24 protein-coding genes and 4 pseudogenes are annotated in these 25,253 nt (G+C 43.6%); 9 read left to right on the forward strand and 19 right to left on the reverse strand.

The window, feature by feature from the left end; genetic code table 11:
- From JCM14108_RS16140 to JCM14108_RS10575, 6 genes are all read right to left on the reverse strand, one after another.
- Positions 1-142 (reverse strand): cation-transporting P-type ATPase (locus tag JCM14108_RS16140; protein WP_369385544.1); only part of this gene is annotated, 142 nt, incomplete at its 3' end.
- Between the two features lie 244 nt (positions 143-386).
- Positions 387-740, reverse strand: a complete 354-nt coding sequence (locus tag JCM14108_RS10560) for a hypothetical protein (protein ID WP_035180752.1) — start codon at positions 738-740, stop codon at positions 387-389.
- Positions 737-922 carry a hypothetical protein gene (locus JCM14108_RS10565; protein ID WP_035180754.1) on the reverse strand — a complete coding sequence of 62 codons (186 nt, stop codon included), beginning with the start codon at positions 920-922 and terminating at the stop codon, positions 737-739. Before JCM14108_RS10565 ends, JCM14108_RS10560 begins: the two co-directional genes overlap by 4 nt.
- A gap of 185 nt (positions 923-1,107) precedes the next feature.
- Positions 1,108-1,794, reverse strand: a complete 687-nt coding sequence (locus JCM14108_RS10570; RefSeq protein WP_051996145.1) for an ATP-binding cassette domain-containing protein — start codon at positions 1,792-1,794, stop codon at positions 1,108-1,110.
- A gap of 56 nt (positions 1,795-1,850) precedes the next feature.
- Positions 1,851-2,198: a hypothetical protein gene (locus JCM14108_RS14575; protein WP_152536939.1), complete on the reverse strand. Its 348-nt coding sequence runs from the start codon at positions 2,196-2,198 to the stop codon at positions 1,851-1,853.
- A complete protein-coding gene (locus JCM14108_RS10575; protein ID WP_035180755.1) occupies positions 2,153-2,647 on the reverse strand; it encodes a hypothetical protein in 495 nt (164 codons plus the stop codon). The genes JCM14108_RS14575 and JCM14108_RS10575 overlap by 46 nt, the downstream gene beginning before the upstream one ends.
- A gap of 353 nt (positions 2,648-3,000) precedes the next feature.
- Between JCM14108_RS10575 and JCM14108_RS10580 the strand changes: the two genes are divergently transcribed.
- A complete protein-coding gene (locus JCM14108_RS10580; RefSeq protein ID WP_035180756.1) occupies positions 3,001-3,381 on the forward strand; it encodes a hypothetical protein in 381 nt (126 codons plus the stop codon).
- Between the two features lie 23 nt (positions 3,382-3,404).
- Here the strand turns inward: JCM14108_RS10580 and JCM14108_RS10585 are convergent, their stop codons facing one another.
- Complete coding sequence (locus JCM14108_RS10585) at positions 3,405-4,019, reverse strand: DedA family protein (protein WP_035180757.1); 615 nt, start codon at positions 4,017-4,019, stop codon at positions 3,405-3,407.
- Between the two features lie 434 nt (positions 4,020-4,453).
- Here JCM14108_RS10585 and JCM14108_RS10590 point away from each other — a divergent pair.
- Both JCM14108_RS10590 and JCM14108_RS10595 read left to right on the forward strand, forming a co-directional pair.
- Positions 4,454-5,406 (forward strand): annotated as a pseudogene (locus tag JCM14108_RS10590) (aldo/keto reductase).
- 136 nt (positions 5,407-5,542) lie between these two features.
- The gene (locus tag JCM14108_RS10595; RefSeq protein WP_035180758.1) at positions 5,543-6,358 is read left to right on the forward strand and encodes a DNA/RNA non-specific endonuclease; all 816 of its coding nucleotides are present in this window, start codon (positions 5,543-5,545) and stop codon (positions 6,356-6,358) included.
- A 245-nt stretch (positions 6,359-6,603) separates the two neighbouring features.
- On the opposite strand, the gene JCM14108_RS14125 is transcribed toward JCM14108_RS10595, so the two are convergent.
- Positions 6,604-7,173, reverse strand: coding sequence for a TetR/AcrR family transcriptional regulator (locus JCM14108_RS14125; RefSeq protein ID WP_051996146.1), 570 nt, complete (start codon positions 7,171-7,173; stop codon positions 6,604-6,606).
- Positions 7,174-7,274: 101 nt separating this feature from the next.
- Between JCM14108_RS14125 and JCM14108_RS10605 the strand changes: the two genes are divergently transcribed.
- On the forward strand, positions 7,275-7,559 hold the full coding sequence (locus JCM14108_RS10605; protein ID WP_035180759.1) for a YciI family protein: 285 nt from the start codon (positions 7,275-7,277) through the stop codon (positions 7,557-7,559).
- A gap of 584 nt (positions 7,560-8,143) precedes the next feature.
- On the opposite strand, the gene JCM14108_RS10610 is transcribed toward JCM14108_RS10605, so the two are convergent.
- From JCM14108_RS10610 to sufC, 6 genes and pseudogenes are all read right to left on the reverse strand, one after another.
- Positions 8,144-8,464, reverse strand: coding sequence for a metal-sulfur cluster assembly factor (locus JCM14108_RS10610; protein WP_035180761.1), 321 nt, complete (start codon positions 8,462-8,464; stop codon positions 8,144-8,146).
- A 184-nt stretch (positions 8,465-8,648) separates the two neighbouring features.
- Positions 8,649-10,052 carry a Fe-S cluster assembly protein SufB gene (sufB, locus tag JCM14108_RS10615; protein ID WP_035180762.1) on the reverse strand — a complete coding sequence of 468 codons (1,404 nt, stop codon included), beginning with the start codon at positions 10,050-10,052 and terminating at the stop codon, positions 8,649-8,651.
- On the reverse strand, positions 10,045-10,500 hold the full coding sequence (sufU, locus tag JCM14108_RS10620) for a Fe-S cluster assembly sulfur transfer protein SufU (protein ID WP_035180764.1): 456 nt from the start codon (positions 10,498-10,500) through the stop codon (positions 10,045-10,047). The genes sufB and sufU overlap by 8 nt, the downstream gene beginning before the upstream one ends.
- A pseudogene (locus JCM14108_RS10625) lies at positions 10,469-11,724 on the reverse strand (cysteine desulfurase). The gene sufU and the pseudogene JCM14108_RS10625 overlap by 32 nt, the downstream one beginning before the upstream one ends.
- Positions 11,705-12,997 carry a Fe-S cluster assembly protein SufD gene (gene sufD / locus JCM14108_RS10630; protein WP_035180765.1) on the reverse strand — a complete coding sequence of 431 codons (1,293 nt, stop codon included), beginning with the start codon at positions 12,995-12,997 and terminating at the stop codon, positions 11,705-11,707. The pseudogene JCM14108_RS10625 and the gene sufD overlap by 20 nt, the downstream one beginning before the upstream one ends.
- A gap of 1 nt (position 12,998) precedes the next feature.
- A pseudogene (sufC, locus tag JCM14108_RS10635) lies at positions 12,999-13,807 on the reverse strand (Fe-S cluster assembly ATPase SufC).
- A gap of 391 nt (positions 13,808-14,198) precedes the next feature.
- Between sufC and gltB the strand changes: the two are divergent.
- Positions 14,199-18,661: pseudogene (gene gltB / locus JCM14108_RS10640) on the forward strand (glutamate synthase large subunit).
- A gap of 12 nt (positions 18,662-18,673) precedes the next feature.
- The gene (locus tag JCM14108_RS10645; RefSeq protein ID WP_035180767.1) at positions 18,674-20,107 is read left to right on the forward strand and encodes a glutamate synthase subunit beta; all 1,434 of its coding nucleotides are present in this window, start codon (positions 18,674-18,676) and stop codon (positions 20,105-20,107) included.
- A 168-nt stretch (positions 20,108-20,275) separates the two neighbouring features.
- Here JCM14108_RS10645 and abc-f read toward each other — a convergent pair whose 3' ends face one another.
- Together abc-f and JCM14108_RS14705 are read right to left on the reverse strand one after the other, a co-directional pair.
- Positions 20,276-21,793, reverse strand: coding sequence for a ribosomal protection-like ABC-F family protein (gene abc-f, locus JCM14108_RS10650; RefSeq protein ID WP_035180768.1), 1,518 nt, complete (start codon positions 21,791-21,793; stop codon positions 20,276-20,278).
- Between the two features lie 14 nt (positions 21,794-21,807).
- Positions 21,808-21,954 carry a hypothetical protein gene (locus tag JCM14108_RS14705; protein ID WP_156654966.1) on the reverse strand — a complete coding sequence of 49 codons (147 nt, stop codon included), beginning with the start codon at positions 21,952-21,954 and terminating at the stop codon, positions 21,808-21,810.
- A gap of 411 nt (positions 21,955-22,365) precedes the next feature.
- Here JCM14108_RS14705 and JCM14108_RS10655 point away from each other — a divergent pair, with 411 nt between their 5' ends.
- Positions 22,366-22,554, forward strand: a complete 189-nt coding sequence (locus tag JCM14108_RS10655) for a hypothetical protein (protein WP_035180769.1) — start codon at positions 22,366-22,368, stop codon at positions 22,552-22,554.
- Positions 22,555-22,624: 70 nt separating this feature from the next.
- Here JCM14108_RS10655 and JCM14108_RS10660 read toward each other — a convergent pair whose 3' ends face one another.
- Positions 22,625-23,173, reverse strand: coding sequence for a helix-turn-helix domain-containing protein (locus JCM14108_RS10660; protein ID WP_035180770.1), 549 nt, complete (start codon positions 23,171-23,173; stop codon positions 22,625-22,627).
- A 252-nt stretch (positions 23,174-23,425) separates the two neighbouring features.
- Between JCM14108_RS10660 and JCM14108_RS15490 the strand changes: the two genes are divergently transcribed.
- Together JCM14108_RS15490 and JCM14108_RS15495 are read left to right on the forward strand one after the other, a co-directional pair.
- Positions 23,426-23,752, forward strand: a complete 327-nt coding sequence (locus tag JCM14108_RS15490; protein WP_237745807.1) for a hypothetical protein — start codon at positions 23,426-23,428, stop codon at positions 23,750-23,752.
- Positions 23,638-23,955, forward strand: a complete 318-nt coding sequence (locus tag JCM14108_RS15495) for a GNAT family N-acetyltransferase (RefSeq protein WP_237745806.1) — start codon at positions 23,638-23,640, stop codon at positions 23,953-23,955. The genes JCM14108_RS15490 and JCM14108_RS15495 overlap by 115 nt, the downstream gene beginning before the upstream one ends.
- An 8-nt stretch (positions 23,956-23,963) precedes the next feature.
- Here JCM14108_RS15495 and JCM14108_RS10670 read toward each other — a convergent pair whose 3' ends face one another.
- Together JCM14108_RS10670 and JCM14108_RS10675 are read right to left on the reverse strand one after the other, a co-directional pair.
- Positions 23,964-24,839, reverse strand: coding sequence for a metallophosphoesterase (locus JCM14108_RS10670; RefSeq protein ID WP_035180771.1), 876 nt, complete (start codon positions 24,837-24,839; stop codon positions 23,964-23,966).
- Positions 24,839-25,126 (reverse strand): ATP-binding cassette domain-containing protein, encoded by a 288-nt coding sequence (locus JCM14108_RS10675; RefSeq protein ID WP_035180773.1) that lies wholly within the window; start codon positions 25,124-25,126, stop codon positions 24,839-24,841. Before JCM14108_RS10675 ends, JCM14108_RS10670 begins: the two co-directional genes overlap by 1 nt.
- Positions 25,127-25,253 lie beyond the last annotated feature (127 nt).

Genomic DNA, 25,253 nt, shown 5'->3' on the forward strand with positions numbered 1-25,253 from the left:
CTTTTAATTGATTAGGTCCAAATTTCGCCAGTCGATTCCGGGCCTGCTTATCGGTTAGTCCATTCATTCGGCTGGTGCTTAACGCTTTAAAGATTGCGTCACCACTTTTGTTATACCAGTTCATCGTATCTCCCCTTATCATTTTGATTAGTAAAAATTAATATCTGATAATAATAGTGTAACAAAGATTATGTACTAATATGTGAATTTTGTGTGAATAAATTATGTCTTAAATATAATTTAATAAGCAAAAAGCAAACCTAAAAGATTATCTTAAGGCTTGCTTTGAAGTGCTGATTTTTAATTTTGAATTTAATAAGGCAGCCATAATAACGACAATTGCCAATAAGATCCAATGTGGTAAACCAATCCAAATAAGGAAACTTTTAGTTACCCTTTTCTTCGGATGGCGCTTCAACTCGACTCTTAAAAGCCAAGTAGGCAACATAGATAATTGTCCAAATCAATCCATTGGTGATTAATGATTCATTTGAAAAGAAGACATTACTGAAGTGGGTAAATTGATTGAGGATAACCCCAATATATTGTACCAACGCAAAAACCGCGTATGAGATCAAAATTACTTTTAACTGAGCAACATTTTCGGTGCTAAAGAAACTGCTTCGACGACTATTATCGGTAATCTTAAACAGACTGTAAGCCATCAAGAATCGGCTTCCCAACATTATCAAGATGATTAACCAGAATAGTAAAATTTCCCATTCGGTAGCACTTGTCATGCCGCATCCGCCAATTGTTGAGTCATAAAGGTCCGAACAGCCGGAATAAACATCAACAGAAATCCCAATCCGGAAACAATGGCAAAAAATACAAATCGAATTCCTAAAATAACTGCCAGGACTGCCGCAATAACGTAAGCGACTGTTTGTGGCTGACTGGATTGTTTGGTGGTCATCATCATCCCCACACCCTTTCTTGAGAAAAGCTGAGTTTCAAATATAGTTTAACGGCTAATTATACCGTCATAACTTGCAACCACATTATATGAATTTTCCCCTAAAAGAACTATTAATTAGTCCTTTTATTTAACAATCCTGCAGTGCCAGCTTATAACCCGTTTCAGTAAGAATTGCCACTCATAAAAAATTATTTTGATCTATCAAATAAATCCAGTCCCTGCCACAGCCAATTTGAAGATGCTTGTCCGATAAGCTTTCCGTGCGCCATTTGAAGAACGGTATCGCTTAACAAATTAGCTTTTTCTTCATCATGACAGCTCAGAATCACCGTTGAGCCAGTGCTGGCCAAGCCTACCAGAACTTTTTTGAGCCGCCAAAGATCATCATTGTTTAATTTCTCAGCCGGTTCTTCAAGTAGAATTAACTGTGGCTTTTCAAAAATCGCTTGAACAAGACCCAATTTATGTAGCATGTACGGAAAATAATCGGCAGTTTGGGTCTGCCAATCCTGTTCGGTCATTCCCATTTTTTGGAAGGCTTCTTTGATATCGTCAACACTGGCGGACCGCCTAATTTTATTCAATAGAACCATATTCTGAAGTCCAGTTAGATCATTTGGAAAGGTTGTATTTTCCAACAGGACACCAATGCTTTTTGGAAAATCACGTTTTTCGTGCAGCTGCTCGGCATTTACAATGATTTTCCCTGACGTTGGGCTCACCAAACCGGCAATGATTCTGATCAATTGGCCCATGCCGGAATTCTTTGCGCCAAATAAGCCATAAATTCTACCATTTTCAAAATTATAAGAAATGTCTGTCAAGACCTGGGTACCTCGGCCTTTTTTTGAAACATTTATTAACTGTACAGTCATCCAACCACCCTTAAGATATTCGTTGTGCCAATTTATATTGCCAACTCAAATCACTTCTACCAATACCGGCTCCGGCAGTTAAGCGCAAGGTTACCAATCAAAATAAGTATGCCGCAAACACTCCCAAAGCTCAGCATTGCTAAAAGACGATTATGCCAATTATACCCAACAAATGGCTGGATAAAGTAAGCTACACCATGCGGTAAGGAAAACAATAGTAACCATATCACCATCGAAATCAGATAAATCAAACCCGTCCTTTTCAAGTTAAGTGCCAGCACATGAAGAACTGTTGAAAAAATACCGAAAGTAACACTGACAACAATAATAGTGCCGACATAGGTCAAATACGGATGGATCAGTTCCCAGCGTAACAGTGATGAGCCAATCGGTTGATCTGCCAACCTCTAAAATTTTCTCCGCCATGAAACAAAGCTACTGCAATTAAGAAATCGCTGCTATACAGCAACAGGAAAAATAATGTCACAATCCTAAACTGTGCCCACTCACTTTCCAATAAAGCGCGCTTCAGTTTGCCTGCTTTTAAGTACAGGGGATAATTGCTGCTTGCGGAACTTCTCTCAATCGTCCGCCCGGTACTGATCAATATTAGAAAAACCGGCAGCAGCAAAGTAAGCAACATCTGAATCCCCTGCCCCGAAGACGAAAAGGACAACGCCGCCACCATTGCCGGGTGTGGTATCTGATTAGTCGTTAGATGACCGCTCGCAAACCGAATAAACGTGTCGTACCACGACAGCCCTTCGGCAAAAAAGGTCCCCACGATAATCGCCAAAATTGTCAACCGACTTCTTTTGGAATGCCTAATCGCATATAGTTCAGCCAGAAACAAATAAAGCCCTCCAAACATCTTTTTCTAATAGTTAATGCCACTCACTTTTTAAAATCAAAAACGTTTGTCGAATTAACTATTATTAAAGGCTAATTGAAGTTCATTCAAAAAACAACCGGAATTAAAAAACTTCAATAAAAAGTCAAACTTTGGCCATAATTTGTTCACAATTTGGTCACAAAATTCGTTTAAATTAAATATTGGCAAAAAATCCTGACAATAACATGTGACTACCAGGAACTTTTTTGCTATGCATCTAAAGCAGCGTGTCTCCACGCTTTTTCAAGTGAGGTGTTTTTACTATTAGAATTTCCGGCTGGCGATACAGCTTACTACACAACATTCCGCTCTTTTTGCTAACGAGCGCTTTTCTGATTGAAACGATTACTTGGCATCAATTTGGTCAAGCAGGCATTCGTGGTTTAGCCCCACTTAATCAGAGCTCGGCCATTTTGCGCCAAGTCGTTCCAGGATTATGGATTGCCCATGTCATTTTCTTCAGATATTGGTACCAGGCCCACCCGGCTTACAGACCAGCTAACAGAAATTCCAATTGGCTCGGCCTTGGCTTATTTTGGAGTGGTCTGGTAATATCATTCGGATTGTTCTTTATGCTGTCCGTTCACTATTATTGGCCGGGATGGTTGGCGCTGGTAATTGCTTTTGTCCTAAAGGACCTCTTCACGACCAGTCAATTTGATCAAACTAATCAAAAACGCGACCCCGAAAATTAAGGTCGCAATTTCGTATCAATCTTTTAATCGGTCTTTGATCTGGAAAAACGGTAATATAAGTAACAGGCACCCATCACCGTAATGGCAACCACCAATACGACCAACCATTGATCGATAATTTCCAATAATTTTGTCCAAGCATGGCCGGCATAATGTCCTGTTAGTATAAGAACGGTATTCCAGACAAGGGTCCCCAGCAGGGTCAAACCGGAAAACTTTACTAAGGGATAAGCAGTCATCCCGGCAGGAATTGAAATCAGACTCCTAACAACCGGAATACAGCGACCGATTAAAATCGCCCAACTGCCGTGCCGGCTAAAATAACGGCCGGCTTTTTCAATATCGGCAGGCTTGAGCCGCAGTATTCGACCAAATTTCCCGGATACCAGCTTCTCCAATTGGGAAACACTGAGAAGCCGGCCAATACCATATAAAGTCAACGCCCCAACGTAGGCCCCACCGGTAGCTGCCAAGACAGAGCCCCAAATTGTCAGGTGGCTGCTGACTGTTAAATAACCGGTAAAGACCAATACCAATTCGGAAGGAATCGGCGGAAAAAGGTTCTCAAACGCAATGAGAAAGGCAATTGCCAAATAACCGTATTGATTAATTAATTCAGTAATTGTCGTTTCACTCAAGGAATCGCCTCATTTCTATAGTGTGCGAAGCTACCCCGGGATAAACCGGCGTGTAAGGCGTTTATTTCGGAAACCCCGGGTTTGGGTTTTTGAAATAAATCCCTTACATGCAGGTTTGTGGGGTAGCGTAGCAGTCCTCAAACAGTGTGCGGAGCAAAGCGGTTAACACCCGGAGCATAAGGCGTCAAAGCGGAAAATCCTGGGCTTGGATTTTTGAAATACGTCCGTTACCCTTACATATAGGTCTGTGGGGCAACATATCAAAGCGGTCATTCAGTATCAAAAGTATACCATAGGCAACTCTGCCAAAAACAAAGCAACTGTTTAAGTTTCCTTAAATTCAACTCATACTGATATTTTGCCGTGTTCGCTTTCACGAACCGCTGGCTTGGGCTTATAATTAAAGCGTACCAAAACAAGGAGGTTTTGATCTTATGAAGACTGTTAAAATTGGCGGCACTCATTTTGAAGCATCAGCTGTCGCACTTGGCATCATGCGGATGGCCGGTATGGACACCGCAGACGCAGCCAAAACCCTTCAAACCGCATATGACACTGGAATTAATTACATTGATTCTGCTGACATTTACGGCGAAGGCGGTTCAGAAAAGACCTTTAAAGAAGCATTGAAGGCTTCCGGCATTTCTCGGGATAAATTATATATTCAATCCAAGGGCGGAATTATTCTTGACCCTAAGAGAAGTCATGACGGACTGGTCTTTGGTGCCCGATACGACTTCTCAAAGCAACATCTTATCGAAGCAGTTGACGGTATTTTACAGCGAATGGGAATCGATTACTTAGATGCCTTTCTGCTGCATCGTCCCGACCCACTGATGGAAGCCGATGATATCGCAGACGCTTTTGATACTTTACAACGTGAGGGTAAAGTTCGCCACTTTGGGGTTTCAAACTTTAATCCACAGCAAGTTGAAATGGTTCAATCGTGGCTCAGTCAACGACTGCTTATTAATCAACTGCAATTTAACGTTGTCCACTCAGGATGATCCGTGCAGGGATGCACGTTAACATGATTGACGACGCCAGCATCGATCACGACGGCGGCATCTTGGAATACAGTCGGCGTAAACATATGACAATTCAAGCGTGGTCACCATTTAACTATGGCTTGTTTGCCGGTATGTACATTAATGACCCTAAATATCCGGAATTAAATAAAAAGCTGGCAGAACTCGGTGAAAAGTACGGTGTATCAAAGAATGCCATTGCAACGGCTTGGATTCTCCGTCACCCTGCTCACGTTCAAGTATTGTTGGGAACAATGAATCCGGAACACATCAAAGATAGTGCCTCGGGTGCGGATGTCAACCTAACAAAGCAGGAATGGTATGATTTGTACTTCGCAGCGGGAAATGACTTGCCATAAAACAGTGTGCGGAGCAAAGCGGGTAACACCCGGAGCATAAGGCATCGCTTTACACAACACCCCAAAAATAAACACAACAAAACTCAGCGGTTACGTACTTGGTACCGCTGAGTTTTGTTGCTAAGGAAGATTAATCATGAGTAAACGCAGAAGAAAGAAACAACAGTCCAATTCCCTATTAGGGGTTATCACGGCATTGGTTGTTTTTGCCGGTGTCTGGTATTTTACCGGTGGTCAACCCAGCAGCCTGACAGATCTATTCAATCAAGCCACCCAGACTATTACCAATTCAACCAAAAGCATTTCATCAAACGATAAACTGGCGGACTTAAACTATCATTCCGGTGCGTCAAGCTTTGTCTATGTCAATCATAATAAAGCCAAACTCAATCCCCAAAAGTGGCGAATCAATAAAGTCGTTTATTCAAATTTGGATTCATTAAATCGGACCAGTTCTGGTAATCTGGCTTATTTGGAAAAGCGTAACCTGGCTTCAGACGAAAATCGAGTTCGTCAGTACGTCGAACCAACTGCTTGGCATCAAAAATTTATTGACCGGCAGCCGATTATTAATCGGGGGCATCTAATCGCCTACTCAATATCAAAGGGCATCAATCAAAAAGGACATTATCAACCTAACGATACGTCCGGCGATCAAAACAACCCCAAAAATTTATTTACGCAAACCGCTTTTTCCAATCAGCGGGTTCAAACCATTTACGAACAAAAGATTCGAACCGCGCTTAAAGCGGGTAAACGGGTTATTTTCTTTGCTAAGCCAATTTTCAGAGGTAAAGAATTAATGGCTCGCGGAATTCACCTTGAAGCAATCAGTACCGATCGGTCACTGAATTTCAACGTTTATCTGTTTAACGTCCAGCCAAACGTTAAATTTAATTACGCTACCGGTCGGTCAACAATTGATCGCAGTATGAAAGTACCGAATCCTTAAAGATTCACTTTTTAATTTCTTCAAAAGTAAAAAGTACCAAGTTGGAAACTAAATTACCATCGTTTCCAACTTGGTACTTTATTTATTCAACCCTATTGACTATCTTTAAAATATGCATTGAGCGCCTGCCACATTTCGGCATGCTGCTTATCAAAAAATTTAAAATCAATGTTAAATCACTGGAATTCAACAAATATACTTCTAGTTTAAAACGTCAGTAATTTTTAAACTACGAATCATTTGGGTCATAATATATATTTTTTTAAAATTGGTGCGCCAAAATCGACAATACTCATTGTCGCGTTTTTAAAACACCACGTGAGCATTATTCCACGAACGATAGTTTCAAACTCTTCAAATAGTATCTGACTATTTTGTTCAGAACTTTCAACATCATTTACTATCAAAGACTGAATTTTTTCGGAAAAGGTTCTATTTTTAAAATGATTCCCAGGAATTTCAAAATTAATGCGTAAATTAGCTATGAATGCTGCGGTTGTTATCTCAAGACCAACGTTTTCTACAAACTGTAGTTCAAAAATTCCAACTTTTAATAAAATTTCTTTTAGCGATAAACCAGTCGTTTCTATTTGATCTATTTTCTCATTCATAAAATGATTGAATCCTTCATAATAAATCGCACTAACAATATCCTCTTTTGATTTAAAATGAACGTAAAAGGTTCCGACAGAAACATTTGCTTCCTTAGCGATCTCGGCTATTTTTGTATGTTCAATTCCATGAATTTTAAATAGCTTAATAGAAGCCTCGAGAATTCCGTTGCGAGTCTTAGCCTTTTGCTGTACCCTTGTCACATCTAAACCTCCTTGACAATCTCCTTATTTGTAATATAATGAATTAATTCAGTGAATGCGTTCAGTGAATTAATTCAAAAATTGTTAAGGAGATGTTTATCTTGTTTTTCTTTAGTTTAACCTATAAGAAACCAATAAGTGAAGTCGAAAAGTTCTTGGACAAACATAATCAATACTTAGATTCATTCTACCAAAGTGGTCATTTTATTTTTTCCGGTAGAAAAGAGCCTCGAATTGGCGGTGTTATTCTCTGTAAGGCAAACAGTTTAAAAGAAGCAGAAAATATTTATCATAACGATCCTTTTTATAAAAATAAAATTGCAGACTATAACGTCATCGAATTTACTCCAACCAAAGCTAATGCCTTATTTAAAAAGATTATTTAGATTTGCATCTTAATCTTTAAAAATTTATTACCAGAGTATTTGAGGGTGAAATGTTGCAGAAATGATTTCTGGATTTTGCCACATGGTCTCATTGCTAACACTTGTAATTTAGCTGTGTTGGGGCTAAACTAAATCAACGCCGCTTTTTTATCGTATAAAATAAGTGAAAAAAACGCAAACATTTTTCAATAAAAGGTCAATTGTTTATACCAGACAAAAACGTTTTTTATTCTATCAATTTCTGTAACAGGTATTTGTAATTACGGGCAGGTCTTTATTGATTCAAAAAGACAACATTGACAAGGTACCATTTTAAATCTACTTACAAAATAAAGGGAATTAATCGTCTCAAAACCGATTGATTCCCTTTATTTTTGGAGATTAGTTTTTATTTCTATTCACTGCCTTTTAGCTCAACGTTTTATACTCCGAGTGCTAACCGTTTTGCATCATACACTATTTTAGGACTGCTACTCAAAGCAATGCCGCTGCATATAAGAGATTGATTTGAAAAATCCAAACCCGGGATTTCCCAAATCAACGTCTTATACTCCGGGCATTAACCGCTTTGCTCCGCACACTGTTTAATGAATTCCCAATTCCAGCTTTGCTTCCCTGGACATTTTATCAATTGACCATGCCGGTTCAAAAACAACGTTAATGTAGACGTCTTTCACCTCATCAAAACCGGTTAATTCCTCACGGATTGCCTCATTCAGATAATCGGTCAATGGACAGCCGGCAATTGTTAACGTCATCGTTAATGTACACAGCCCTTTATCATCAAGTTCAATACCGTAAATCAATCCCAGATTGACAATATCAATGCCTAATTCAGGATCAATTACATTTTCCAAAACATCCAAAGCCTTTTCTTTAAATGGCCGATTGTCAACTTCGCTCATAACGTGGCCCTCCTCGTTGTTTTTTCTTTTTGGCTGGGATTTAGCTAGCTGCATGCATTAGCCTAGGACTGCTACACAAAGCCATGCCACTGCATATAAGAGATCGATTTGAAAAATCCAAACCCGGGATTCCCCAAATCGACGTCTTATACTCCGGGCATTAACCGCTTTGCTCCGCACACTACTATCCAATCGATCCTTCCATTTCAAAACTAATCAACCGATTCAATTCAACCGCGTACTCCATTGGCAATTCCTTGGTGAACGGCTCCACAAAACTCATAATAATCATTTCAGTCGCCTTCTGTTCGGAAATTCCCCGCGACATCAGATAATATAATTGTTCCTCTGAAATTTTCGAAACTTTGGCTTCATGTTCCATTGAGACGTTGTCATTTAAGATTTCATTATACGGAATTGTATCACTGGTCGATTTATCATCCATGATAATCGTGTCACACTCAACATGCGCAAAAGAACCGTCTGAATGTCGACCAAACTTAATTTTGCCTCGATAATCCACAGCGCCGCCATCTTTGGAAATTGACTTGGAAATAACCGACGACGATGTATTCGGCGCGTTATGAATCATCTGAGCACCGGTATCCGAATCAATATTCTTACCGGCAACCGCAATGGACAGCATCGTCCCCCGGGCACCTTCTCCGTTCAGATAAACAGATGGATACTTCATGGTTATCTTAGAACCAAGGTTGCCGTCAACCCACTCCATAATCGCATTATCCAGCGCCTGAGCCCGCTTGGTTTCCAAACTATAAACATTATTGGACCAATTTTGAATCGTCGTATATCGGCAGTAGGCATTCGGCAGAACGTTGACCTCAACAACCGCCGCATGCAAACTGTCACTCTTGTATGTAGGTGCCGTACAACCCTCAACATATTCCAAATGGGCGCCTTCATCTACAATAATCAGTGTTCTTTCGAATTGACCCGACTTTTCAGCGTTGATTCGGAAATAGGACTGAATCGGTGTCGTCACCGTCACACCTTTCGGCACATAAATAAACGTCCCACCTGACCAAACCGCTGAATTCAAAGCCGCATACTTATTATTCGTCGGTTTTACCAATTTACCAAACCATTTTTTAAACAAGTCCGGATATTTTTTCAATGCTGTATCAGTATCGGTAAAAATAATACCCAACTTATCAAACTGCTCTTCCATTTTGTGGTAAACCACTTCCGACTCGTACTGCGCGGATGATCCTGCCAAGTATTTCCGTTCTGCTTGGGGGACACCCAGTCGATCAAAAGTCGTTTTAATATCTTGGGGAACATCATCCCAATCACGATATTGTTTGTCGGTTGCCCGTTGGAAAAACTTCATGTGATCCAGATCCAGTCCCGTTAAGTCAGGACCAAAACCGGGCTCGGCCATCTTCAAGTAAGTGTGGTAAGCCTTCAGTCGATAATCGAGCATCCACTGAGGTTCATCCTTGGCTTTTGAAATTTCCCGAACCTTTTCTTCCGTTAATCCCAAGCCGGTTGAATAAACCGGTTTGACATCATCGTGAAAACCAAATTCATAGTCTTTATCATCAAGTACTTCTGAAACGTCAGTCATCTGCCCCACTTCCTTCCTCATTCAACACTTCGTCCATCGCGTGCCAAGCCAGTGCCGCACATTTGATTCGGGTCGGAAATTCCGCCACAGTACCAACAATCGCGGCATCTCCCAACAATTCTTCGTCATCTTCATCAATGTCATCGCCACTAATTAGCTTGGAAAACGCCAAAATCAACCGTCTGGCTGTCTTCACATCCTTGCCAATCAATACCGTGGTCATTAAACTAGCCGAAGCTTGGGAAATTGTACATCCCGAGCCCTCAAATGCGACATCGTTAATTTTATCGTCTTTTACAGCGACCGAAACTTTAATGACATCACCACAAGTGGGATTCTTTAACCGTTTCTCACCCGTTGGATCAGCCAATTCCCCTTTATGCCTGGGAAACTGGGCGTGGTCAATAATAACTGTCTTATAAAGTTCGTTCAGCTTTGCCAATCCCATTTGCGAAAAACTCCTTTACTTCGTTCAATCCAGCCAGCAAACGGTCGGCCTCTTCCTTGGTGTTGTAGAAATAAAAGCTGGCCCGGCAGGTTGCCTCACAACTTAAATATTCCATCAACGGCTGGGCACAATGATGACCCGCTCGAACGGCAATGCCGTCCATATCCAAGCCGGTTGCGACATCGTGGGGATGCAGGCCCTTTAAGTTAAAGGACAAAACCCCGGTATGTTTAGCCGGATCATGCGGCCCATAAACCGTAATCCCGTCAATTTGAAGCAGTTTGGGTAATGTATAGTCCACAATTTCCTGCTCATAAGCCTGAATATTATCCATGCCCAACTTGTTCAAATAATCGATGGCACTGCCCAGCGCGATTGCCCCGCTGATATTGGGGGTCCCGGCTTCATACTTCCATGGGGAGGCTTTCCAGTCGGCAGCCTGTTCATGAACCTCATTGATCATTTCCCCACCAAACTGGCTGGTTCCATTTGATCCAAGACTTCCGGCGTACCATACAAGATTCCAATTCCAGTTGGGGCTAACATCTTATGGCCGGAAAAAGCGTAAAAATCAACGCCTAAATCCTGAACATCCACCTTTAAATGGGGCGTTGATTGCGCACCGTCCGCAATCATGTATGCGCCGTGTTGATGAGCCAGCTTAGTTAACGCCTTAATCGGGTTAATTACCCCCATCACATTGGAAGCGTGGGCAATCGACACGATCTTGGTTTTATCGGTAATCTGCTTTTCGGCATCCGCCATATCAAGCTCACCATCGGCTGTCAGACCAATGTACTTTAAAGTAGCGTGCTGGCATTTGGCAACCTGCTGCCAAGGAACCACGTTACTATGATGTTCCAATTCAGAGATAACGATCTCATCGCCTTCATTAACGACACTGTTGCCAAAGCTTGAAGCAATCCAGTTAAGGCTTTCAGTTGTTGACCGGGTATAAATAACCGATTGTCTGCTTTTAGCATTGATGAAAGCCGCCACCTTATCCCGGGCTGCTTCAAATTCTTCTGTTGCCCGCTCAGCCAGCGTGTGAACGCCCCGATGAACATTGGCATTGTCGTGCTCATAGTAGTGCACTAAGGAATTTAAAACACTGGTTGGCTTCTGGGTCGTTGCGGCATTATCCAGATAAACCAATTGCTCGCCGTTTACTTTTTGGTCAAGAATCGGGAAATCCGATCTTGAATTATTCAATCCCCTGCTCATTTGAAAGCTTCCTTTCCATCATCTCTACCATCTGTTCTCTGACTTCTGCAACCGGAATATCTCGAAGGACAACGCCCAGAAAGCCCCGAACAACCAATCGTTTGGCAACCTTCTTGGATAAACCGCGACTCATCAAATAATATAACTGTTTTTTGTTAATTTGACCGACACTGGCAGCGTGGCCGGCAATCACGTCATTTTCATCAATTAGCAGAATTGGGTTGGCATCTCCATGCGCTTTGGGTGACAACATCAACACCCGGTTTTCCTGCTGGGCTTTTGCGCCGTGTGCACCGTGAATAATTTTACCGACCCCGTTAAAAATCAAGGTTGATTTATCAAGTAAGACGCCCCGCTGCAAAATGTTACCCTCTGAATGGCGACCGTAATTAGTCACCTGCGTGTCGAGTCCCTGAACCTGTCTGCCGGTAGATAAGGCGACCGTCTGCATCTCGGTATGTGAGCCGGCCCCCCGCAAATCAGAATCAAAGTCGGCAACCGTATTGCCGTCATTTAACACGCCCATGGTCCAATCAATTCTGGCATTGGCTTCCAAATGGCCACGGCGATTATAGTAGGCGTATGTTTGCTCACCAAGCGTGTCCAATGCCGAAAACTTAACATAGCTGTCATTTTCAGCAACAATCTCCACCGTAACGTGAGCCGGATTCGACTTTTCGCCAATCGTTGAAACCCGCTGAAGCACTGAAAAATGACTGTTGGCACCGGCAACGATCAACGTATGGTTAACAAAATTTTCAGTTATCCGGCTGTCTTGAACCGCCATTAAGTTAAGTGGTTCGGCCAAATCAACATTTTCCGGCACGTAAAGGAAAGTGCCACCATTCATCAATGCGGCATTGACAGCTGTTAAACGGTTTTCCTTATAGTCAACGGCTTTTTGGAATAAGTATTTCGAAAGCAAATCGCTGTGTTTCGTGACCGCTGTCCGCATATCGCATAAAATAATCCCTTTGGCCTTTAATTCATCACTGAGGTCGTTTTTAACGGTTTGTTTGCCTACGCTGACAAAATGGTAATGCGTTGTGGCGTCCAATAAGTCACTTGGAGCTTTAGCCGACTGTTCTTCACTTTCCACGAAATCAAGTAACGGCCATGAGTGATAGTTCACCTTGTCAAAAACCGGCAGGGTTAATTGATCAATCTGCTTCCAGGCAGCCGTCCTCAAGCTGGTCAGCCACTCGGGTTCATCGGCAAATTCAGCCTGTTGCAGCAGATTTGGATTTAATTTGCGGGTCTTTGTTGAAAGCATGTTACTTCCCTCCTCCGACACTGACATCATTATCTACCAGGTTAACGTCCAGGCCAAGTTCATCTTTCAAACCGGCGTAACCTTCCGCCTCAAGCTTTTCTGCCAAACCGCGTCACCGGTTTTAACGATTCGCCCATCCATCATCACGTGAACCTGATCCGGATGAATATACTTCAGCAATCGTTGATAGTGGGTAATCATTAACGTCCCAAAGTCTGGGCTGGCCATATGATTAACCCCTTTGGCAACCACTTGTAGAGCATCAATATCAAGTCCTGAATCAATTTCGTCCAGAATCGCAAACTTGGGCTGAATCATCATTAATTGTAAGATTTCGTTTCGTTTCTTTTCGCCACCGGAGAAGCCTTCGTTTAAATAACGTTCGGTCATCTCGTCGGACATATTCAATACTTTTAAATTTTCGTCGAGTTTCTTTAAAAACTTTCGAATCGGTAAAGGCTTTTCCCGGGTTGCGTTAACCGCTGTCCGCATAAATTCCAAATTGGTAATTCCTTTAATTTCAACCGGATACTGCATGGCTAAAAATAAGCCGGCCCGGGCACGTTCATCGACTTTCTTATCTAAGATGCTTTCGCCGTCCAATGTAATGTCACCCTGAGTAACGTGATAATTCGGGTTCCCCATAATGGTCTCAGACAGCGTCGATTTTCCGGTTCCGTTTGGTCCCATGATCGCGTGAGTTTCCCCCGTATTGATGACCAGATTGACCCCTTTTAAAATTTCTTGTCGTTTCTTGGTCTCCTCATCCTCAACTGCAACGTGCAGATCGGTTACTTTTAAAGTTGCCATGTCGCGATTCTCCTTTCATAACGCTTGTTTAAACTGACTTGATTCTATCAGAAATATGTACTTTTACATACATTTGGAATATTTATGGTGACAATTACGCCCATAAACGTGCATCATTAAAAATTGATTAAATTATAAACGCTAAGCCCCCTCTTTGGCAATACCAAAGCCGATATTCATTTAGAATTTTTTATTTTTCTCTATTGGAATAATTATCAGGCCGACTATTTTTATTCAAACATAGACCAACTTTATTCAAAATTAGGAATTTCCCGGTTTTTTATGACATCACGCAAAAAAACATTGTAATTTTATAATTATTAGAATACTATGAGAACTACACAATTGGTATGGACAATCCAAGTTAAAATTATTTAAGGTAGGTGGTTTCATGGATAACTTAAAGGATGACGGCAAGTTAATGTACTCGCCCAAGTTTGAGCATGCAGCCTGTGGAATGGGCTTCATCACTCAAGTGGACGGCCATCCGAGTCACGAAATTGTGGAAAAAGCGTTGACCATGTTACAAAGAATGAATCATCGTGGTGGTACCGGGGCTGAACCCGATACAGGTGACGGCGCTGGGATACTTATGGCATTACCGGATGCCTTTTTCCGCGACCAAATGGCGAAATGTGAATTAACGTTACCCAAATTTGGCGATTATGCGGTTGCTCAACTCTTCTTACCGCATGACGAAGCTGAAAAAGCGTCAATGCTGGCAGCCGTTACCAGCCAAATTGACGAAGCCGGGTTCCCGGTTCTGTGGACCCGCAATGTGCCATTTGTGTACGAAAATTGTGGTCCGGCTGCGCAACAATCCATGCCGGGATTCGTTCAGGTAGTCTTGCAGCGGCCGGTCGACATCAAACCCGGTCAGGACTTTGAAGACCACCTTTATATACTGAGACGTCAGCTTGAAAAGACCTTTGATCGACAATCAATGTATATCTGCTCGATGTCAAGTCGCACCATTGTTTATAAGGGCATGCTGCACGCTTATCAAGTCAGCCTCTTTTACCCGGACCTTCACGATCCGCAGATGAAAAGTGCAATCTGCCTAATTCATTCCCGTTTCTCAACCAACACCTTTCCAAGCTGGGATCGGGCCCAACCGTTCCGATTTCTGGCCCATAACGGTGAAATTAATACATTAAAAGGCGCTGAGAATTGGATGACCAGCCACGGCATCGAAATTTACGACGAAGATGATTCCGACTCTGCCAAACTGGAAAATTGTATGGAATATTTATACCGTCACGGCCGCTCGATTCCACAATCATTAATGATGATGGTCCCCGAAGCTTGGGGTGACGGCACGGAAATGTCAGCTGAACAGCGGGCATTTGATGAGTATAATGCCACCTTCATGGCACCTTGGGACGGCCCGGCCGCCCTGTGTTTCACTGATGGGATTCAAGTCGGCGCTTTTCTTGACCGAAACGGTCTGCGCCCATCCCGCTTTACGTTAACCAAAGACAACCAACTCGTGGTTGCCTCGGAATCCGGCGTTGTCGATGTCGATCCAAGTGACATCGTTGATAAAGGAATCCTGGCTCCGGCTGAAATGATTCTGGTTGATACCAGTACCGGCAGAATTTCAAAAACCGATGAACTAAAGCGTCAATGCGCCGAAGCTCATCCTTACCAGCAATGGCTCAATGCTAACCGACTAACACTCGACAAATTACCTGAAGTTAAACCTGAAGCAAGCATCTCCAAAGACAGCTTAAAGAAATTATGGCTTCGAAACGGCTACACGCACGAAGTCATTCAAACGGCGCTAATCCCAATGGCCAAAAACGGTGGCGAACCCGTTGTGGCAATGGGCTTTGATTCGCCGCTGGCCGTTTTAAGCAAAAAGCCGCAGTCACTGTTTACCTACTTTAAGCAGTCCTTTGCCCAAGTGACCAATCCACCGATTGACCCGTTACGTGAAAAGGTGGTTATCGGCACATTCGGCTTTTTAGGCCGTGACGGCGATTGTACTAAAGATTCGGCTGAAAACTGCCATAAACTCAAAATCAACAGTCCAATTCTAAGTGATCAGGAATACGCCAAAATTCTCAGCTTGGATTTACCAGCCTTAAAAGTGGCAAAGTTATCCTTAGCTTACGATTTAACGGATACCCCTGATCGGTTGGCCCACGTCCTTAAGGAATTGTTTACCCAAGCTGAAAATGCGATTGACAGCGGCGCAACCATTTTGGTATTAAGTGATCGTCCGGTTGCCGATAATCAAATGACGATGCCGGTTCTTTTGGCCGTTTCCGGCTTACACAATTATTTGGTCCGCCAAGGAAAAGGCACGGCTGCTTCAATCGTGGTCGATACCGCCGAAGCGTGTGAAATTCACCACTTCGCCTGTCTATTGGGCTACGGTGCGGCTGCCATTCACCCATATGGTGCATTTGCAACGCTTCGTGAACGTGGCCTGGAAGACCATCTGGCGGATTATTGCCACGCGTCTACCAAGGGGATTATTAAGATCATGAGCCGGATGGGGATTTCCACTACCGCCGGTTACCAAGGCGCACAATTATTCGAAGCTGTCGGCTTGGCTGATGATGTCGTAGAACAATACTTTACGGGAACTCCAACCAGAATCGGCGGCATTAGCCTGAATCAGATCGAAGACGAATACTACCGAAAGTACAAATTAACTTTCAGCAATCATTCAATTGACGACCTGCCTTCCGGCGGCAGCTTCCAGTTTAAAGTTGACGGTGAAGAACATCTCTATAATCCAAAGAGTATCTATCAATTCCAAAAAGCTGTCAGAACCGGCGATTACCAAGAATATCAAAAGTACACGGCTGAAATGAACGCGGAGGCCAAAGACAACCCGGTTACCCTGCGTTCAATGTGGAACATTGAAAAAAATGATAATAAACCGGTACCGTTAAGCGAAGTTGAACCCGTTAGTTCAATTGTGAAACGTTTCAAATCCGGTGCGATGAGTTTTGGGGCCCTTTCAGAAGAAGCCCACGAAACAATTGCGATTGCGATGAATAAATTAGGGGCCCGCAGTAATTCCGGTGAGGGTGGCGAAAGCCGCAGCCGATTCCACGTAGGTGCCGATGGTCTTGACCGCAATAGCAAAATCAAACAGGTCTCAACAGCCCGCTTTGGTGTAAACACTGAGTACCTGATGAGTGCCGAAGAGATCCAAATCAAGATGGCCCAGGGTGCCAAGCCCGGTGAAGGCGGCCAGCTGCCGGCTGGAAAAGCCTACCCATGGGTTGCCAGTATCCGGGGTTCAATCGCCGGGGTTCAATTAATCTCACCGCCGCCCCACCATGATATTTACTCAATCGAGGATTTGGCTCAATTAATTTATGATTTAAAGCAGGTTAACCCCTACGCCAAAATTAACGTCAAGCTGGTTTCCTCAACCGGCGTTGGCACGATTGCGGCCGGTGTTGTTAAAGCCGGTGCCAACACCGTTGTCATCTCCGGTTACGATGGCGGGACTGGCGCAGCACCAAGAAACTCCACCCGTGACTGCGGCCTGCCGTGGGAAATGGGCCTGGCCGATGCGCATCAGACGCTGGCTTTAAACAAGCTGCGTCAACGAACCACTTTGGAAGTCGACGGCAAACTGCTGACGGGTCGTGATATTGCGATTGCCATTATGCTGGGAGCCGAAGAATTCAGTTTTGCGACCCTAACGATGGTTTCAATCGGCTGTGTTATGATGCGCAAATGTAACTTAAATACCTGCCCGGTTGGGATTACCACCCAAAATCCGGAATTGCGTAAGCTCTACGCAGGTCGACCGGAACATGTCATCAACATGATGCGCTTTTTAGCCGAAGACCTGCGGGAGCAAATGGCTGCTTTGGGCTATCGCACCGTTGACCAAATGGTTGGCCATGGCGAGCACCTAAAGCCCCGCTACGTGCCATCCGGCAAGTCCAAGACACTTAATTACGATCGGATGTTAAACAAAACGATTACGATCGAGCGTAAAAAAGAAAGTCCATTTAAGCCGAAGTACAATTGGCCGGATTTGGACCGCTTTGCTGAAACCAGCTTGAAAAACCATAACGCAACTACCATCAATTTACCGATCAACAATGTTGACCGGGCAGTCGGTACTCGTCTGGGCGGCTGGATCGGCGCTCACTTCGGCAACTACGGCTTAAAGCCGGGACAACTGCGCTTTAACTACCATGGTACCGCCGGCCAAAGCTTTGGGGCTTTTATTACCCAAGGGCTTGAAATTAAGCTGGTGGGTGAAGCCAACGACTATGTCGGCAAAGGCCTATCAGGTGGCCGGCTGATCGTTGCCGCACCACATCAGGCTAAAGAGCTTTATACCCACTCACCAATTGTCGCAACGTTGCCTGCTTCGGTGCTACCGGTGGTGAAGCCTACTTTAACGGGCGGGCCGGTGAACGGTTCTGTGTTCGTAACTCCGGTGCCAACGTTGTTGTTGAAGGTGTCGGCAACAACGGTTGTGAATACATGACCGGTGGTGTGGCCGTCATTCTCGGCCGCACCGGTCGTAACTTTGCTGCCGGTATGTCTGGTGGTGTGGCTTACGTTTACGATTGGACCCACGACTTTGCCAAAAAATGCAACCGGGATCTGGTTGACCTCTACCATTTGGATGAAGCCGGTGACGACAGCATCCTTAAAGAACTCCTAAAGAAACATGTTCAATACACCGATTCCGAAACCGCCCGAAAAATTCTGGATAACTGGGACACTGAGAAAAAGACCTTCATTAAGGTTTACCCACGTGACTATCACAAGATGCGCAAGCTGATTCGTGAATATACCAAACCGGGGATTTCAGAAGAAAAAGTGATTGAAAAAGCCTTTTATACGGCTACAAGTCAAGATTAGGAGGAATTCAAAATGGCAGATCCAAGAGGATTTTTAAAATATCCCAGAAAAGACAATCCCATGCGGCCAATCATGCAGCGGGTCAAAGACTTTAATGCCATGGAGCTTGACTTAAGCGACGCCGATCGTCGCCAGCAAGCCGCTCGTTGTATGAACTGCGGGATTCCGTTTTGTCACCACGGCGTTTTCTTCGGTGGCGGCCGGGCTGTCAGTGGCTGTCCCAACGATAATTTAATTCCCGAATGGAATGACCTGGTTTATCGTGATCAGGACCGGCGGGCATTCGAACGCTTAAGCCGCACAAACATGCTGCCGGATATGACCGGTCGGGTTTGTCCGGCGCCCTGCGAAGTTTCCTGTGTGCAGGCACTTAACGGACCCGGTATTACCATTCGCAATAACGAGAAGTTTATTATTGAACAGGCCTTTAAAAACGGCTGGGTAGTTGATTCCGGCAAGCCACTGCATCGGACCGGTAAAAAAATTGCCGTTATCGGTAGTGGTCCGGCCGGCATTTCAGCTGCATGGCGCCTTAATCAATTAGGGCATTCTGTAACCCTGTTTGAGCGTGACGACCGCTTTGGCGGCTTTCTCATGTATGGCATTCCCAACATGAAACTGCCAAAAGAAATCGTTGAACGCCGCATCAAAACCTTGTCACAGGTGGGCATTGAACTGGTACCCAATACCGAAGTCGGCAAAGACATTTCAGCAGACGAACTCAAGCAGCAGTTCGACCGAATTGTCATCTGTACGGGTGCCCGTCAAGCTCGTGATTTGAACGTTGCGGGTCGTGACCTGAATGGCATTTATCAAGCTGCCGACTTCTTGAAACTGGCAACCAAGGAAGTTTTGAAAGACGGTACCCAAGCTAATGACCGATTAAAAGGCAAACACGTTCTGGTTCTCGGTGGCGGCGATACTGGAAATGACTGTATTGGAACCGCGATTCGTCAAGGGTGTGCCGGAATTACCCAATTGGAAATTACCCCGCCCCTTCCCAAAGAACGAACACCGCAAAACCAGTGGCCGGAATGGCCAATGGTTCTTAAGACCGGTTATGGTCAAAAGGAAGCCAAGGCACTATTTGGTGATATTACCGAATATTCAGCAACCGCGACCGCTTTCTTTGGTAAAAACGGTCACGTTACCGAAGCTCAGATCAGTCAAGTTGATCATTTCAAGCCAATTGCCGGCACCGAAAAGAAAATTAAAGCTGACGTTGTCGTATTGGCAATGGGCTTCACCGGTGCTGAACAATGGCTGTTTGATCAATTTGGGATTACCACAAAGAATGCTAATTACACTACCAATGACAACCAGATTTACGTTGCCGGCGACTGCCGCCGCGGTCCCAGCCTCGTTATCTGGGGAATTCATGAAGGCCGCATGTGCGCGGAAAAAATCGACGCCTCGCTTCAAACACTGGCCAGCGCCAAACTCTAAGTAATTAATGTATTAAAAATAACGGGACCAAGACAAAAAGTAATTTTGTCCGGTCCCGTTTGTTTTGTTTAATCACAATTATTACTGAGCGGAGACGTGCGCCGAAAGGCAACCTCCTACCACTCTCAATTATGCAATCATTTGCCAGCCTGCTTCTCAAGCGTTGGTTCAACTAAGCTTTTTCAGCCTAATCACCGGTTGGGTCGCAACCGCTTTAACAAATACCCTGTCATGATCAATTATCAGCATTGTCGGCTGAACCGCCAAAATCAATTGCTGAACCTGCCGTCGAGTAATGACGTCCAAATAGTTCAACGGCTCATCCCAAATATAAAGATTGGCCGGCTCACATAACGATCTGGCCAAGGATACTTTTCGCTTTTGACCCATACTAAGATCGGCCAAATTCTCCGTGAACGCCGAACGCTCAAAGCCCAACTTTTTGAGCACGTTAAGCAGTTTCGACAAGACAATCCCATAATGGCCTGCGTAGTCTGCCAGCGAACCGGTCAGGGCTTCAAAATTTTGCGTCAGATAGGAAATCTTAACTGTCTTACTAAGTGAAAAGCTGCCATTGGCAATTAATTGTCTTTCACCCAACAACGCTTTTATCAACGTTGTTTTCCCAAGGCCGTTTGGGCCGGCCAATACCAGCCGTTGCCCGCGGGTCAGATCAAAGGTCACCGGTGCGTTTAAAACCCGCTGATTACGTTTAACCTGCAGGCCACTGACCATTAACAGATGATTTTGGTACGGTGGTTGGTAATTCAGAGTTAGTAAAACGGCTTCATCAATGTTTTTTAACAGTGACTTCTTGTCATCAATAGCCTTCTCGGTTCGTCGCAGCGTACTTTTGGAACGTTTCATGACTTTAGCAGCTTTGTGCCCCAGGAAGCCCTTGTCCAAGTTCGCATTCTTCTGCCCCCGATAAGCCTTTGATTGTTTAGACTTTTTTCCTTCTGCCTGACCGGCCCACCGTTTGACCTGATCAGCATTTATCCGCAGCCGTTTAATCTCGGTCTGCAGGTGGGTCTTCTCATGTTGCTCAGTTAGATTTTCCCGATCAAATTCCCGCTGCCAGGTTTCATAGTTGCCATCAAACAGCTGAATTTTGGCCCGATCAATTGATAAAACGTGATCAATCACCTGATCGATAAAATACCGGTCATGGCTGACGACGATAAAGCCTTGTTTACTTTTCAGATACTCGGCAACAATTTGGCGGCCGGCAATGTCCAAATGATTGGTTGGTTCGTCAATTAGTTGAAACGTTGTGTCATCGGTAAACATCGCGGCCAGCAATGCTTTGGTCTGCTCACCCGGGCTTAACGTTGAAAACCGTCGGACCAGCAGTTCATCAGCCAACCCCAGCTTATCCATCTCCAACTGCAGTCGCCAGATTTCGAAGGTACTCAATCCTGAAATGGTCGTTAAAACCGTCGCGACTGTCGCGTCAGGATTCTGAATTGGTTGCGGGAAATAATTAAATCGAACGCTTGACTGAATTTCACCGTGATACGCATACTTTCCTAGTAATAACTTCAAAAAAGTTGTCTTACCGCGCCCGTTTCTGCCAATCAAACCCAGTTTCCAGCTCTCATCAATATTAAGATTGAAGCTGTTAAATAGATTGCTGACCATGCCATCATACCGAAATGATAAATTTTTAATTTGAATTGTTCCCACTATAAAGCCACTCCTTAAGTATGCAGGAGCAGTCGGCCAATCAAAAAATAACCCCCGTCACGATCAAAAACCGTGGACGGGGTCATAGTTGCTTCTTCAAGTCGTCGATGGTAATTCAAACCCAATGGTTCAAATCGTTCAGACATTGAAATTAATCGCAAATCGCACAGACTGACCCCCTGCATAAAACAGTTGGTATCAAATTTCTGATTAACGATTTACAATTTTCAATGCTGATTCACATCCTTTATTAAGATGTTTTTATCATAGCGTAATCAGCTGATGGTTGCAAGTGAGCATTCGGGAAGTCAGCTTCAAAAGGGATTAACATGTGTTTATTTATAATGAACATTAAACAAAATTTGTTGATAATTTAGGCACAATATTGATGACATTTCTATGTCATATCAGTATAATAAGTGGTGGAGAGAAGCACAGATATATTATAGCTGTGTTTAACAAGTTCCTTAATCCAGCCCGGCTGACAATGGCTTGAACCTCAATTTGAGCAACTGTTCAGCCATCTCCAAATTGCTTGCAGTTTTTCATTAAAATGTAGGGGGAGCGATCTCATGGATGAAAACCTAAGAATCACAATTATTGGTTTGTTGACTTTGATAATTGGGACGATTTTTGCTTCAATCGTTGCCAGTTTTGGCTTAACTTCTGTTTTGCCGGGTTTACTATCATTCTTAATCGCAGCTGCGTTGGTATTGCTTGGATTTAGATTTACCGATCATCACCTCGCTTCAAGACACTAAGCGAGTGTGCGGGCTAATTAAAAGGAGACTAACATCCATCTTGATTGGATTTAGTCTCCTTTTAATTTATCTAATTCCCATAATAGCTATCTTTGAATCCTTGATAAGCTTCCCACATACCATTTGCGATACCATGAACAAACCCATAGATTTCCGGGATTAAAACCAGCGTTAGGACAATAATACCCAATATAATGGCTGGTTTGGAAAAAGCCCGGTTCAACTGACGCCAATTAATCGTAAACAAGAAGCCGACAAAAGCAAAAAATAATGGGACTTCTATCCAATTTCCGGCATCTGAAGCACTAACCTGAAATACTTGAAGTAATATGTAAATTCCAACCGCAAGGGCCATTGCCCACAATACAATTTTGGTTACCGGTCGCATTTTGTCGTTTCGTGACAGTTTATCCATAAGTTCATCGTCTCCTCTAATTAAGTCATCCAGTGAAATTTTAAATAAATCACTAATCGCAACAACGTTGGCAAAACTGGGAAGAGCAACTTCCTGTTCCCATTTAGAGACTGATTGGCGGGAAATATTCAACTTTTCTGCCAACTCTGCTTGAGACCAATGATGCTTTTCCCGTTGCAGTTGAAGTACTTTACCAATTTTCAAAATAATATACCTCCCTATAAATTTAAATTCGCTGCAACTTTTGATATCAGTATACTTAATCTCATTTGCCAGGGCCAGCACCATTTGGTTGCAGCCACGATGAATGTCAAAAATCGCAAACTTAAGCTAAATAGTTTGCGATTGGTTTGCGTATGTCTCACCCGGCATTCGACTTTCAACTTTAACAGCACTTTTTATGAACCTGATCAGTATAGTATACTGGTTTTGAATACTTGAAAAGAGGGAAATCAAATGTTTATCCATAAAGTTAATGAAACAACTGCCTTTAAAATCCCCGAAGAACGTGACGCAGCGACCCTGCTGGAAATTGTGGAAAATAACCGAACCGAATTTGGCCAATGGCTGCCTTGGGTAAAAGACATGTATTCAGCCGATGACGAACAGGCTTTTATCAAGAACGGGCGACAGCGTATGCTGCCGGTACTTTCTGGTTTGCGGCCATCATGTATCGTGATAACATTGTTGGCCTGCTTGATCTGCATCAAATCAGCCAGGAACATCATCGCTGTCAAATTGGCTACTGGTTGGCCGGCAGCTGCCAAGGAAAGGGCATTATGACAGCCGCTGTTCGGGAATTGGAAACCATCGCTTTCAATGAATTGAACATGAACCGAATCGAGATAATGGCCGACAAGAACAATCAAAAAAGCCGCAGCGTCGCTGAACGCCGAGGCTTTCATTTAGATGGTATCTTAAAGCAATATGCTTTTTATAATGGCCAGTTCAGGGATATGGCCTTGTATTCCAAGCTAAAACAATAAGAAACCATTTATTCCTTACTCAGGACACTGTTCCATGCCTGCTTAAGGATTTTTTTATCAACAAAGTCAGTATCTGGAATTTTAAACGCGTTGATTGTTTTAGTCCCCAGATACATTAACCGCTGTTCCACGCCAATATTATCATCAGCCAGCGTAATTACATTATATGCTGTCCCATCCGCCACAAAATGTTCCCGCGGATTCGTACAATTAATGTGATATGCAGTTGAATCAGCCACCACGTTAAGAATCCCTGCCACCAAATAGCTGCTGGCAAAATGCACGTGCCCGGAGAAAATCGCTTTAACATTCGCATCGGCAATGACCTTTAACAGGTCATCCCCATTTTGCAGAATACTATAGCGCATCTGCTGCAACGGTGGGCCATAAAGGGGATGATGCATAAAAATCAACCCTGGGTATCTGGCCTCGCGCAACTGGTCTTTTAACCACTGTAGCTGGGTTTTATCCAGATACCCCTGCTCAATATTCCCACACTTGGTATCTAAAAAATAACAGTCCCAACCGGCCAATTGTTCATGATAATAATAACGCCGGCCAAAGTGTTTCTTACCTAAGAAGCCTTTATAGAATTGATCAGTCCGGTCATGATTGCCTAAAATCACTTTAATCGGTGCCATTAAGCGTTCCTGTTCCTGATCCAAAATATGATGGAAATCAGCATACGAATCTGCATCGCCTTCATGGACCAGATCGCCGCTGATAACAATTAAATCCGGATTAACGTTGGTGGTATAAATATCATCGAACACTTTTTGCAGTTTTTCTTCCGGATCAATCCGCTGGTGATTGGCGGGAGACTTACCCGCCGGTGTTAAATGCGTATCGGAAATTTGCACAATTTTACACTGAACCATTATCATCACTCCAATACATAATCTGGCTGACTGTCGATAACATTCACGTTGGTTTTCGGGTCAAACAACAGGATCGCCGACGCCTCAAAGGTGGCGTAAGCAATTTTTCCAGGCCGCACGGGCCATTGATTAACCACTACTTTCAGCCGTTGGTTATCAAATGCCCGGCAAGTTAACTGTTTATACCTACCATAGTCCACGACGACCCCGACTTCAACCGGGGAACTATCCGGCGTCTCAATCATTTGAATTTTACCGTCATTAATCACCGCAATGCGATCACCCAGAGCCATTGCTTCCTGTTAATCATGGGTAACGTAAATGACGGTCTGACCATTTTGCTTATGCAGCTGCAATAATCTATCATGGCTTTCTTCTCCCTCTTTTAGTACCTCAAAAATATCAAACTGGTGTAAAAAA

Source organism: Lentilactobacillus farraginis DSM 18382 = JCM 14108, from assembly GCF_000583655.1.
GTDB lineage: Bacteria > Bacillota > Bacilli > Lactobacillales > Lactobacillaceae > Lentilactobacillus > Lentilactobacillus farraginis.